This window comes from Roseomonas sp. HF4 (assembly GCF_005222755.1).
Taxonomy (GTDB): domain Bacteria; phylum Pseudomonadota; class Alphaproteobacteria; order Acetobacterales; family Acetobacteraceae; genus Neoroseomonas.
Genome location: NZ_STGD01000006.1, coordinates 68030 through 80329, shown reverse-complemented (window position 1 = coordinate 80329; position 12300 = coordinate 68030). Strand labels below are relative to the sequence as shown.

General features: G+C 70.3%; 13 protein-coding genes. 12 read left to right on the top strand and 1 reads right to left on the bottom strand.

Annotation, left to right across the window (positions count from 1 at the left end):
- Nucleotides 1-99: 99 nt before the first annotated feature.
- The 12 genes from E8M80_RS11150 to E8M80_RS11100 all read left to right on the top strand — a co-directional run bounded on the left by E8M80_RS11150 (nucleotide 100) and on the right by E8M80_RS11100 (nucleotide 11587).
- Entirely contained in the window at nucleotides 100-423 is a 324-nt protein-coding gene (locus E8M80_RS11150) for a metalloregulator ArsR/SmtB family transcription factor (protein ID WP_137125773.1), read from the top strand.
- A 209-nt stretch (nucleotides 424-632) separates the two neighbouring features.
- The gene (coxB, locus tag E8M80_RS11145; protein WP_137125772.1) at nucleotides 633-1535 is read left to right on the top strand and encodes a cytochrome c oxidase subunit II; all 903 of its coding nucleotides are present in this window, start codon (nucleotides 633-635) and stop codon (nucleotides 1533-1535) included.
- Between the two features lie 22 nt (nucleotides 1536-1557).
- Nucleotides 1558-3150, top strand: a complete 1593-nt coding sequence (ctaD, locus tag E8M80_RS11140; RefSeq protein WP_137125771.1) for a cytochrome c oxidase subunit I — start codon at nucleotides 1558-1560, stop codon at nucleotides 3148-3150.
- A 24-nt stretch (nucleotides 3151-3174) separates the two neighbouring features.
- Nucleotides 3175-4134, top strand: coding sequence for a heme o synthase (locus E8M80_RS11135; protein ID WP_137125770.1), 960 nt, complete (start codon nucleotides 3175-3177; stop codon nucleotides 4132-4134).
- The gene (locus E8M80_RS26850; protein WP_255467521.1) at nucleotides 4131-4259 is read left to right on the top strand and encodes a hypothetical protein; all 129 of its coding nucleotides are present in this window, start codon (nucleotides 4131-4133) and stop codon (nucleotides 4257-4259) included. Before E8M80_RS11135 ends, E8M80_RS26850 begins: the two co-directional genes overlap by 4 nt.
- 58 nt (nucleotides 4260-4317) lie before the next feature.
- Nucleotides 4318-4923, top strand: a complete 606-nt coding sequence (locus E8M80_RS11130; protein WP_240789990.1) for a cytochrome c oxidase assembly protein — start codon at nucleotides 4318-4320, stop codon at nucleotides 4921-4923.
- A gap of 159 nt (nucleotides 4924-5082) precedes the next feature.
- Entirely contained in the window at nucleotides 5083-5940 is an 858-nt protein-coding gene (locus tag E8M80_RS11125) for a cytochrome c oxidase subunit 3 (protein ID WP_137125768.1), read from the top strand.
- 203 nt (nucleotides 5941-6143) lie between these two features.
- Complete coding sequence (locus E8M80_RS11120; protein ID WP_137125767.1) at nucleotides 6144-6494, top strand: DUF983 domain-containing protein; 351 nt, start codon at nucleotides 6144-6146, stop codon at nucleotides 6492-6494.
- A gap of 56 nt (nucleotides 6495-6550) precedes the next feature.
- The gene (locus tag E8M80_RS11115) at nucleotides 6551-7270 is read left to right on the top strand and encodes an SURF1 family protein (RefSeq protein WP_137125766.1); all 720 of its coding nucleotides are present in this window, start codon (nucleotides 6551-6553) and stop codon (nucleotides 7268-7270) included.
- Nucleotides 7251-8738, top strand: a complete 1488-nt coding sequence (locus tag E8M80_RS11110; protein WP_137125765.1) for a carboxypeptidase M32 — start codon at nucleotides 7251-7253, stop codon at nucleotides 8736-8738. The genes E8M80_RS11115 and E8M80_RS11110 overlap by 20 nt, the downstream gene beginning before the upstream one ends.
- A 167-nt stretch (nucleotides 8739-8905) precedes the next feature.
- A complete protein-coding gene (gene thrC / locus E8M80_RS11105) occupies nucleotides 8906-10303 on the top strand; it encodes a threonine synthase (protein WP_137125764.1) in 1398 nt (465 codons plus the stop codon).
- 18 nt (nucleotides 10304-10321) lie between these two features.
- Nucleotides 10322-11587, top strand: a complete 1266-nt coding sequence (locus tag E8M80_RS11100; protein ID WP_137125763.1) for a pitrilysin family protein — start codon at nucleotides 10322-10324, stop codon at nucleotides 11585-11587.
- 7 nt (nucleotides 11588-11594) lie between these two features.
- Here E8M80_RS11100 and E8M80_RS11095 read toward each other — a convergent pair whose 3' ends face one another.
- Entirely contained in the window at nucleotides 11595-12263 is a 669-nt protein-coding gene (locus tag E8M80_RS11095; protein WP_137125762.1) for a GntR family transcriptional regulator, read from the bottom strand.
- Between the last annotated feature and the right edge of the window lie 37 nt (nucleotides 12264-12300).

Here is a 12300-nt window from a genome sequence, read left to right as displayed (position 1 = left end):
ATAGGATGGCACCTTGTCTCCGCCACGCGCCGCGTCAAGGGGTCACTTGCCGCGGGTCGCGCCGCGGGCGAGGGTCGCGGATCGGCGGAGGGAAAGGGCATGCGCGCCCGCATGAGGGTCGGCGACGATCTGGTGGTGGAACTGGCGGAGACCTTCCGCCTGATGAGCGACCCGACGCGGCTCAAGATCATCCTGGCCTGCCTCGACGCCCCGGCGGCGGTCGGCGAGATGGCGGAGCGGCTCGGCATCTCGGCCTCGCTGGTCTCGCATCACCTGCGGCTGCTGCGCGCGGCGCGGCTGCTGCAGGCGGACAGGCGCGGGCGGCAGGTCTTCTACGTGGTGGGCGACGAGCATATCCGATCGATGCTGACCGACATGGTCGACCACGTGAGCGAGGAAGACCAGGCCGAGGCGGAAGGTTGACGCCGGCGCGTTCGTGCAAAGGTGACACGCTAGACACGGGCTCCGAGTTTCATTCGGGGATGCTCACTTGTGCGGTGCAGGGTGGCGCGACTATGGTCCGCGCGCGTCCCGCCCGCCCGGGTGGCGGCGCAGGCGGGCCCTGCCGGGCGCGGCGAGGGACGCGGGGTTTTTGGCAAGTCGGCGCGGCAAACCGCGCCCGGGGAATGGTGATGCGGTTGAGCGACGGAAAGCGCATCTGGGCTGCGTTGGGCGGAATCGCCGCGGCCCTGCTGCTGGCGATGGCGGGGCCTGCGGCGGCGCAGGGCATGGTCGGCGCGCCGACCTCCTGGGGCATGGGCCTGCAGGAATCGGGCGGATCGATCAAGGACGCCATCAGCAGCTTCAATTCGCTGGTGTTCTGGATCATCGTCGCCATCACGATCTTCGTCTTCGTGCTGCTGGCCTATTGCGTGTGGCGCTTCCGCGCCGAGGTGAACCCGACGCCGTCGACCACCAGCCACAACACGCTGCTGGAAGTGGCGTGGACGGTCGTGCCGGTGCTGATCCTGATCGTGATCGCGATCCCGTCCTTCCGGCTGATCTACTATCAGGACCGCACGCCGAACGCCGACCTGACCATCAGCGTCCAGGGCCGGCAGTGGTACTGGAACTACACCTATCCCGACCACGGCAACTTCACCTTCGACAGCTATCCGCTGCAGGAGGACCAGCTGCCGGCCGGACAGCGCCACCTGTTCCGGCTTGCGGTCGACAATGAGCTGGTCATCCCGGTGGGGGCCAATATCCGCGTGCTGACCACGGGGCGCGACGTCATCCATTCCTTCTTCGTGCCGGCGCTCGGCGTGCAGAAGTACACGATCCCTGGCCGCAGCCTCGAGACCTGGATGCGCGCGGACCGCGAGGGCGTCTTCTACGGCCAGTGCAACCAGATCTGCGGGACCAACCACTGGTTCATGCCGATCGCGGTACGCGCCGTGAGCCGCGAGGATTTCGACAAGTGGGTGGCCGAGGCGCGCACGCGCTTCGCCCGCGCGGACGAGCCGGGCACGCCCGCGCTCGCCGCCGCGCCCGCCCAGGCAGACACCGTTCAGATCGCGGAGGCGCGCCGCTAAGGCGCGACCGAGAGGACAGACGATGGCGACCGCAACCGACGCGCATCACGACCACCACGACCACAAGCCCGGTTTCGTGAACCGCTGGCTGTTCTCGACGAACCACAAGGATATCGGGACGCTCTACATCATCTTCGCGCTGTTCGCGGGGCTGATCGGCGTCGGCCTGTCCGTGCTGATGCGCATGGAACTGCAGTCCCCCGGGATGCAGTTCTTTCCCGACGGCCAGGTGTGGAACGCCTTCGTGTCGGCCCACGGGCTGATCATGGTGTTCTTCGTGGTCATGCCGGCGCTGATCGGCGGCTTCGGCAACTGGTTCGTGCCGCTCATGATCGGGGCGCCGGACATGGCCTTCCCGCGCATGAACAACATCAGCTTCTGGCTGCTGGTGCCGGCCTTCCTGCTGCTGGGCGCGTCCCTGTTCGTGGGCGAGGGGCCGGGCGCGGGCTGGACCATCTACCCGCCGCTGTCGGACAGCACCTACCATCCGTCGATGGCGATGGACCTGGCGCTGTTCTCGCTGCACCTGGCGGGCGCGTCGTCCATCATGGGCGCGGCCAATTTCATCACGACCATCCTGAACATGCGCGCGCCGGGCATGACCCTGCACAAGATGCCGCTGTTCGTCTGGTCGATGCTCGTTACCGCTTTCCTGTTGCTGCTGGCGGTGCCGGTGCTGGCGGGCGCGATCACCATGCTGATCACCGACCGCAACTTCGGCACGGCCTTCTTCCGGCCCGAAGGCGGCGGCGACCCGGTGCTGTTCCAGCACCTGTTCTGGTTCTTCGGCCACCCCGAAGTCTACATCATGATCCTGCCGGGCTTCGGTATCATCAGCCACGTGATCAGCACCTTCAGCCGCAAGCCGGTGTTCGGCTACCTCGGCATGGCCTACGCCATGGTCGCGATCGGCTTCGTGGGCTTCATCGTGTGGGCGCACCACATGTTCCAGTCCGGCATGGACGTGGACACGCGCGCCTACTTCATGGCCGCGACGCTGGTCATCGCGGTGCCGACGGGCATCAAGATCTTCTCCTGGATCGCGACCATGTGGGGCGGCTCGATCGAGCTCAAGACGCCGATGCTGTTCGCGATCGGCTTCATCTTCCTGTTCACGGTGGGCGGCGTGACGGGCGTCGTGCTGGCGAATGCGCCGATCACGCAGATCCTGCACAACACCTACTACGTGGTGGCGCACTTTCACTACGTGCTCAGCCTCGGCGCCGTGTTCAGCATCTATGCCGGCTTCTACTACTGGATCGGCAAGATGAGCGGCCGGCAGTACCCGGAATTCTGGGGGAAGGTCCATTTCTGGATGACCTTCATCGGCGTGAACCTGACCTTCTTCCCGATGCACTTCTCGGGCAACCAGGGCATGCCGCGCCGCTACCCGGACTACCCCGAGGCGCTGACGGCGTGGAACTTCATCGCCTCGGTGGGGTCCTACATCTCGGCGGCCTCGCTCCTGCTGTTCATCTACGTGGTGTGGCTGACCTTCCGCTCGGGCGAGAAGGCCGCGGCCAACCCGTGGGGCGCGGGCGCGACCACGCTGGAATGGCAGGTCTCCTCGCCGCCGCCCTTCCATACCTTCGACGAACTGCCCCGCATCCGGTAACGGACGCGGCCTGACGGAGGACCCATGAGCGACACCGCCATGGAACCGGGACAGGGGGGCGCCGCCCCCCTTCCTGTTGCCCACGACATGTCCGAGGTGCGCGACTGGATCGCGCTGCTGAAGCCGCGCGTCATGTCGCTCGTGGTCTTCTCGGGGTTGGTTGGCCTGCTGGTCGCGCCGGGCGCGCTGCTCATGAACCCCGTGCTGGCCGCGACCGCCATCCTTTGCATCGCGGTGGCCGCGGGCGCCGCGGGCGCCATCAACATGTGGTACGACCGCGACATCGACGCGGTGATGCGCCGCACCGCGAAGCGGCCGATCCCGGATGGCCGGATCGCGCCGGCGGCGGCGCTCGCCTTCGGCCTCTGGCTCTCGGTGGGCTCTGTGGTGCTGATGTGGATGGCGACCAACGTCGCCGCCGCCGCGGTGCTCGCGGGCTCGATCGGCTTCTACGTCTTCGTCTACACCATGTGGCTCAAGCGCCGCACGCCGCAGAACATCGTCATCGGCGGCGCGGCGGGCGCCTTCCCGCCCGTGATCGGCTGGGCCGCGGTGACCGGCGACATCACGCTCGTGCCGATCCTGATGTTCGCCATCATCTTCTTCTGGACCCCGCCGCATTTCTGGGCGCTGTCGCTCTGGGCGCATGACGACTACGCGCGCGCCGGCGTGCCCATGCTGCCGGTGACCGCCGGGGCGCGGGAGACGCGCCGGCAGGTCATGATCTACACGGTGCTACTGGTGCCGGTCGGCCTCGCCCCCTGGGCGGTGGGCTTCTCGAGCCTCGCCTACGCGGCGGTGGCGATGGTGCTGGGCGCGATGTTCCTTCGCCACGCGCTGGCCGTGCTGCGCGATGCGCAGGACGAGGCCGGGCGCAGCCTGACGAAGGACGCGCCGGCCAAGGCGTGCTTCCGCTTCTCCCTGACCTATCTGTTCGTTCTGTTCGCGGCGCTGGCCGCCGACCGGCTGGCCTTCGGCGCATGACGCCCGAGGACCGCGCGGTGTTCGAGAAGCGGCGGCGGGCGCGCAACATCGCCATCCTGCTGGTGCTCGTGGGCCTCTCGGCGCTGTTCTACTTCGTCGGCATGGCGCGCGTGCTGCGCGGCTGAGACGCGCCACGCCGCGCGACGTCTTGCGAAGCGGCCCGCGAAGCGCCATTCAATGCGCATGGATCGCGTAGCCCTTTCCCGCCGCAACCGCCGCACCGCGATCTTCGCCTTCGGGACCGTCGCCGGCATGGTCGGCGTCTCCTTCGCCGCCGTGCCGCTCTACGACCTGTTCTGCCGCGTCACGGGCTACAACGGCACGACGCAGCGGGGCCTGGCCGCCCCCGGCGCGACCGACCGCACCATCACGGTCCGCTTCGCAGCCACCACCCATCCGGGCCTCCCCTGGCGCTTCCAGCCGGAACAGACCGCCATGACCGTGCGGCTGGGGGAGGAGGGACTCGCCTTCTATTCCGCCGCGAACCGGGCCGAGACGCCGGTCACGGGGGTCTCGCTCTACAACGTGACGCCGGAGAAGGTCGGCCGCTACTTCCACAAGGTCGCCTGCTTCTGCTTCGACGAGCAGACGCTGACCCCCGGCCAGCGCGTCGACATGCCCGTGTCCTTCTGGGTCGATCCGCGCATCGCCGAGGACCCGAACACGCGCGACGTCACCACGATCACGCTGCACTACACCTTCTTCCGCACCATGGAGGATGCGCAGCGCGCCGGCGCCCTCGCCAATGCCGGGCCGCATGTCGGCCGTCCGGCCGCACGGACGAACTGACGACCCCATCGCGCCCGCCGCGCCGCGACGACCGGCCACAAAACCGCGCCTTCGTGCCGCCCCCGGGCTTGATCCGACGGGGGTTTTCGGGATTGATGCGCCGCGATGCGGGCCCGCGGCGAAAGCCGTGCGCGCGCGACCCTGAATTCAGGAATACCCATGGCCAGCACCCATTCCGGCGAGGCGGCGCACGGCAACGGCGCATCTCCCTACAAGCACCCCTACCATCTTGTGGATCCGTCGCCCTGGCCGCTGACGGGCGCCTTCGGCGGCGGCGCGCTCGTGCTCGGCATCATCCTCTGGGCGCATATGGGCGTGAAGTGGGTGTTCTTCGTCGGCCTGGCCGCGACGCTGGGCACCATGTTCATGTGGTGGCGCGACGTGGTGAAGGAGAGCCACACGCCCGGCCTTCATTCGCCGGTGGTGCGACTCGGCCTGCGCTACGGCATGACGCTGTTCATCGCGTCCGAGGTGATGTTCTTCGTTGCCTTCTTCTGGGCCTGGTTCCACTTCGCGCTGTATCCGGAGCATGTCTCGGGCGCGGCGCAGGCCATCTGGCCGCCCGCCGGCATCCAAACCTTCGACCCCTGGGGCCTGCCCTTCCTCAACACCATGATCCTGCTGCTGTCGGGCTGCACGGTCACCTGGGCGCATGCGGCGCTGCTGCAGAACGACCGCCGCGCGCTGGTCCAGGCGCTGGCGCTGACCGTCGCGCTCGGCGTGCTGTTCACGGCGCTGCAGGTCAAGGAATACACGATCGCGCCGTTCTCCTTCTCGGGCGGCGGCATCTACCCCTCGGTCTTCTTCCTGGCCACCGGCTTCCACGGCTTCCACGTGATCGTCGGCACCACCTTCCTCGCGGTCTGCCTGTTCCGCGCCATCAAGGGCCACTTCACGCCCGAGAAGCATTTCGGCTTCGAGGCGGCGGCCTGGTACTGGCACTTCGTCGACGTGGTGTGGCTGTTCCTCTTCATCTGCATCTACTGGTTCGGCGCCGGCGAAATCGCGCGGCACTGATTCTTTTGGCCCTCAGGCGGCGGGCGCGACCCGTCCGGGCCGCTTGCCTTCGCGCAGCGCACCGGTACGCCGGTGCCAGCTGAAGAACTGGGCGCGGTCGCGCCTTGCGCTCCCGGCCGGTCCCCGCGGGGACCGGCCGATTGCGTTTCCTGGGGCGGTGCCGTTGTCGCTGCCCTCGGTGGGCTTTTGGATGGGGGGTCCCGATGACCGAAGGCGCCTCGCCGATCGCCGCCGCGCTGCTCGGGCGCTGCCCGCGCTGTGGCAAGGGGCGGCTGTTCCGCGGGCTGCTGGATGTACGGGACGCCTGCGAATCCTGCGGCCTCGACCTCCGGGCCCATGACGCCGGGGACGGACCAGCGGTCGCCGCGATTTTCCTAATCGGCGCCTTCGCGGTCGGCATGGCGATCTGGGTGGATGTGCGCTTCGAGCCGCCGCTCTGGGTCCACGCGGTGCTGTGGCCGGCGGTGGTGCTGCCGCTCTCGGTCCTGACCATGCGCGTGGCGAAGGCCGCGCTCGTCCTCCTGCAGTGGCGCCACCGGCAGGACCGGGGCTGAGCCGGGGCACGAAGCCGACTTCCGGCCCGCTGCGCGACCCCATATAGCGACCGGACATGTCCCCGACCGCCCCTTCCCATGCCGGGTTTCGCCGGCTGCTGGTGCCGACCCTCGTGATGCTGCCGGTGCTCGCGCTGCTGCTCGGCCTCGGCACGTGGCAGGTCGCGCGGCTGGCCTGGAAGACCGACCTCATTGCCCGCATCGCCGCGGCCGAGGCGGCGCCGCCCGTGCCGCTCATCGACCCGCCGCAGCCGCTGGCCAAGGTCGAGGCGACGGGCCGGTTCGACCATGGGCGGGAGGCGCTGCTCGGCCTCGAGCTGCGTGGCACCGTGCTCGGCGCGCGCCTGCTGACGCCGCTGCTGCGCGACGACGCGCCCCCGGTGCTGGTGGACCGCGGCTGGGTGCCGCTGCAGCGCGACCGGCCCCTGGCGCGGCCCGAGGGCGAACAGCGCGTGACCGGCTGGGTGCGGCCGGCGGAGACGGCGGGCCTCGCCGCCGCGCGCGACGACATCCCCGGCCGGCACTTCCACACCTTCGACCCGGCGGCGATCGGCGTGGCGCTCGGCCTGCCCGCGGTCGCGCCCTATGGGCTGGTGGCGCTGGGCGAGGGGCCGGGGCTGCCGGCGCCCGCGCGCACCCTGCCGCGCCCGACGAACAACCATCTCGGCTATGTCATCACCTGGTACGGCACCGCGCTTGCGCTGGTCGGCGTCTTCCTCGTCTGGGCGCGGCGGCGGCTGAAGGATGGAACACCGGATGCACAACCTCGCCTATGAGCGCCTGAAGGCCCGCTTCGCGCGCATCGCCGCGCTGGGGGAGGCCGCCTCCATGCTGCACTGGGACGCGGCTGCGATGATGCCGCCGGGCGGGGGCCATTCACGTGGCGAGCAGCTGGCCGCGCTGGCTGGGCTCGCGCACGAACTGCTGACGGCGCCGGTGGTCGAGGAGGATCTCGAGATCGCGCAGTCAGATGGCGCTTGGGAGGAGGCGAACCTCGCCCTGATGGACCGCGCCCATGCCCGCGCCATCGCCCTGCCGACCGACCTGGTCGAGGCGACCGCGCGCGCCAATTCGGCCTGCGAGAAGATCTGGCGGGAGGCCAAGGCGCGTGCCGACTTCGCCCTGGTCCGCCCGGCGCTGGAGGAGGTGGTGCGCCTGCAGCGCGAGACGGCGCGGGCGCTCGGCGCCGCGCTGTCCATGGACCCCTACGACGCGCTGATGGACGGCTACCAGCGCGGCGTGACCGCGGCCGACGTGGAACCGGTCTTCGCCGCCTACGAGGCCTTCCTGGCTGATGCCCTGCCGCGCGCCGAGGCGATCCAGGCCGCGAAGCCGCCGCCGATTCCGCTGCCCGGCCCCTTCCCGGTCGAGGTGCAGCGCATGCTCTGCCGCAGCCTCTCGGAGCGCATCGGGCTCGACTACGACCACGCGCGGCTCGACGAATCGTTGCATCCCTTCTGCGGCGGCACGCCGGCCGACGTGCGGCTGACGACGTTCTACGACGAGGACGACGTCTCGAAGGCGCTGCTCGGCGTGCTGCACGAGACGGGGCACGCGCTCTACGAACGTGGCCTGCCGGAAGCCTTCGCGCGCCAGCCGGTGGGGGATGCGGCCGGCATGGCGGCGCACGAATCCCAGTCGCTCATCGTCGAGATGCAGGCCTGCCGGTCTGACCCGTTCCTTCTGTTCCTCGGGCGTGAGTTGCACGCGGCCTTCGGCGGCGCCCCCGCGCCCTATGCGCCGGCCAACCTGGCCGCGAACTGGCGGCGCGTGGCGCGCGGCTTCATCCGCGTGGACGCCGACGAGATCACCTACCCCGCCCACGTCATCCTGCGCTTCCGGCTGGAACGCGCGCTGATCGGCGGCGCGCTTGAGGTGGCCGACCTGCCGGGCGCCTGGAACGAGGGGCTCAGGAAGTCGCTCGGCATCGTGCCGCCCGACGACGCGCGCGGCTGCCTGCAGGACATCCACTGGCACGACGGGGCCTTCGGCTACTTTCCCTCCTACACCCTCGGCGCCATGGCGGCGGCGCAGCTGATGAAGGCGGCGCGCATGGCCGAGCCCGGGCTCGACGATGCGCTGGCGGAAGGCGACATGGCGCCGCTGCTCGGCTGGCTGCGGCGGAACGTGCACGGGAAGGGCTCGCTGCTCGGCTTCCAGGACCTGCTGCGCGCGGCGACTGGCAAGCCGTTGGATCCCGCCGATTTCACCGAGCACCTGACCCGGCGGTATCTCGAAGCGTAGGTCGGGGGAGGGGAACCTCCCCTGATCCGGGACCCCAAGCCCTCCCTTCTTCGGCACCTGGCGCCGCCCCGGGAAGGGAGGCGCCAGGTGCCAAAAAAGGTTGCGGGGGGTCCGGGGGGAGAAGTTCCCTTCTCCCCCCGCCTTTCCTGCCGCGCTATGCGTCCCCCATGCGCTACGTCTCCACCCGCGGCCAGGCCGCCCCCCGTGATTTCGAGGCCGTCCTGCTCGCGGGCCTCGCCGAGGATGGCGGCCTGTTCGTGCCCGAATCCTGGCCGGAGCTGAGCCCCGCCGAATGGCGCGCGATGCGTGGCCTGCCCTACCCGGAGATCGCCGCCCGCATCCTGGCGCTGTTCGGCGCCGGCGGGATGCCGCTCGAGGCGATGTGCCGTGACGCCTATGCCGGCTTCGGCCACCCCGCCGTGGTGCCGCTGGTGCAGCTCGACCACCGGAGCTTCGCGCTCGAGCTGTTCCACGGCCCGACGCTCGCGTTCAAGGACATGGCGCTGCAGCTGCTGGGCCGCATGTTCGACCATGTGCTCGACAAGCGCGGGGAGCGCGTGACGATCGTCGGCGCCACCTCCGGCGATACCGGCTCGGCGGCGATCGAGGCCTGCCGCGACCGCAGCGCCGTGGACATTGTCATCCTCCATCCCGAGGGCCGCACCAGCGAGGTGCAGCGCCGGCAGATGACGACGGTGCTGGCCCCCAATGTCGCCAATGTCGCGGTGCAGGGGGATTTCGACGCCTGCCAGGACCTGGTGAAGGCGATGTTCAACGACGTGCCCTTCCGCACCGAGATGCGGCTGTCCGCTGTGAATTCCATCAACTGGGCGCGCATCGCGGCGCAGATCCCCTATTACGCCGCGGCCGCGCTGGCGCTGGGCGCGCCGGACCGTGAAGTGGCCTTCAGCGTGCCGACCGGCAATTTCGGCAATGTGCTGGCGGCCTGGGCGGCGCGGCGGATGGGGCTGCCCATCAGCCACCTGATCGTGGGCTCGAACCGCAACGACATCCTGGCGCGGTTCCTCGCCTCCAACGACATGAGCGCGCGGCCGGTCGAGCCCTCGCTCTCCCCGTCCATGGACATCCAGGTCAGCAGCAATTTCGAGCGCCTGCTGTTCGAGCTGATGGACCGCGACGCGGATGCCACGGCCGGCGCCATGACGCGCTTCCGCACCGAGGGCCGCATGCCCGTCCCCGACGCTGCCTGGCGGGACGCCACCGCGCTGTTCCAGGGCTTCACCCTGGACGATGACGGCACGCTGGCCGAGATCCGGCGCCTCTGGCAGGGGCAGCAATACCTGGCCGACCCGCACACGGCGGTCGGCACGGCGGCCGCCCGCGCGCTGGCGCCGGCGGACCCCGGCATCCCGGTCGTCGTCGCCGCAACGGCGCATCCGGCGAAGTTCCCCGATGCGGTGGAACGCGCGACCGGCGTCCGTCCCCCCCTGCCTTCGCGCCTCGCCGACCTATATGACCGGAAGGAGCGCTTCGGCGTCCTGCCGAACGACCTCGCCGCCGTCGAGGCCGCTGTCCGCGCCCATGCCCGCCGCAACGCCGCCTGAAGGAAGCCCCCACCGCCCATGTCCGATGCCGTCCGCGTCACCCGCCTGCCCAACGGCCTGACGGTCGTCTCCGAGACCATGCCGCGCGTCGAGACCGTCTCGGTCGGCGCCTATGTCGGCGCCGGCACGCGGCACGAGGCGCCTGAGGTCAACGGCGTCTCCCACTTCCTGGAACACATGGCGTTCAAGGGCACGGCGCGGCGCGACGCCGCGGCCATCGCGCGCGAGATCGAGAACGTGGGCGGCCACCTCAACGCCTATACCGCGCGCGAACAGACGGCCTTCTACGCCAAGGTGCTGAAGGAGGACACGGGCCTCGCCGTCGACATCATCGGCGACATCCTGACGCACAGCACCTTCGTGCCGGAGGAGCTGGAGCGCGAGCGCGGCGTGATCCTGCAGGAGATCGGCCAGGCGAACGACACGCCGGACGACATCGTCTTCGACCATTTCCAGGAGACGGCCTTCCCCGCGCAGGCCATGGGCCGCCCTGTGCTTGGCACCGAGGAAACGATCAAGGCCATGACCCGCGACGCGCTGACCGGCTACCTGCGCACGCATTACGGGCCCGGGGCGATGGTCGTTGCCGCCGCCGGCGCCGTCGAGCACGACGCGCTGCTCGACCTCGTGCGCACGCACTTCGCCGACCTGCCGGCGACCGCCGCCGCGACGCCGGAGCCGTCCCGCTACACCGGGGGCGAGTTCCGCGAGACGCGCGACCTCGACCAGGTGCACATCGTTCTCGGCTTCCCGTCCGTGAAGCACGGCGACGCGATGCACTACCCGACGCAGCTGCTCTCCACGCTGCTCGGCGGCGGCATGTCGTCCCGCCTGTTCCAGGAGATCCGGGAGAAGCGCGGGCTGGTCTATTCCATCTATTCCTTCGCCTCCCCCTTTCGCGACGGCGGCCTGTTCCAGATCTACGCGGGCACCGGGGAGCAGGAGGCCAAGGAACTGATGCCCGTGACGATCGAGGCGCTGCGCGCCGTCAGCCGCGACGTGACGGAGGATGAACTGGCGCGCGCCAAGGCGCAGCTGCGCGCCTCCCTGCTGATGTCGCTGGAATCGACCGGCAGCCGCTGCGAGCAGCTCGCGCGGCAACTCCAGGTCTTCGGCCGCGTCATCCCGGTCGAGGAGACCAAGGCGAAGATCGCGGCGGTGACGGTCGAGCAGGTGCAGCAGGCGGCGGCGGCGATGTTCCGCGCGCGGCCGACGCTGGCCGCCATGGGCCCGGCGGAGCATGTGCCGGACGTGGCCGCGATCATGGAGAAGCTCGCGGCCTGAACCGCCTTCAGCCCGCCAGCGCATCCCGCAGGAAGCCCGCCGTCGTGCGGTAATGCGCCTGCAGCAGCGCGACCGCGCGCGGCGCGTCGCGTGCCAGCGCCGCCTCGGCAATCGCCTCGTGCTCGGCGGCCACGTCGCGGCCGGGATAGGCGATGCGGTTCGCCAGCGCGCGGTAGCGCTCCGCACGCTCGCGCAGGGTCTCGGCCATGTCGCGCAGCGTGGAGGAAGGGCAGCCGGCCAGCAGCGCCCGATGGAAGGCGGTGTGGGCGGCTTCCCAGTCCGGGTTGGGCGCGAAGCCCCCTGTGCTGCCCGAGCGCGGGATGCGCGCGAGCCGCCAGCGCGCGACCACCAGCGCGTCCTCCCATGCCGGGCCGCCGGCAGCGATGCTCTCGCGCAGCACGACTTCCTCGAGCCAGCAGCGGGCGCGGACGAGCTCGTCGAAATCCTCGACCGTCGCGGGGGCGGCGCGGAAGCCGCGCCCGTCGATGCGCTGCACCAGGCCTTCCGAGGCGAGGGAGGAGAGCGCCTCCCGCACCGGGCTCGCGCCCGCGCCATAGGCCGCGCCCAGCGCCTGCACCTTGAGCTTCGTGCCCGGCGCGATGCGGCCCTGCAGCAGGTCGTGGCGGAGGCGGCGGTGGACCTGCAGGGTCAGGCCGTCGTCGAGGATCGCTTGCATGTTTTAATTTTATCGATAAAAATCTGCTTACGCCAGT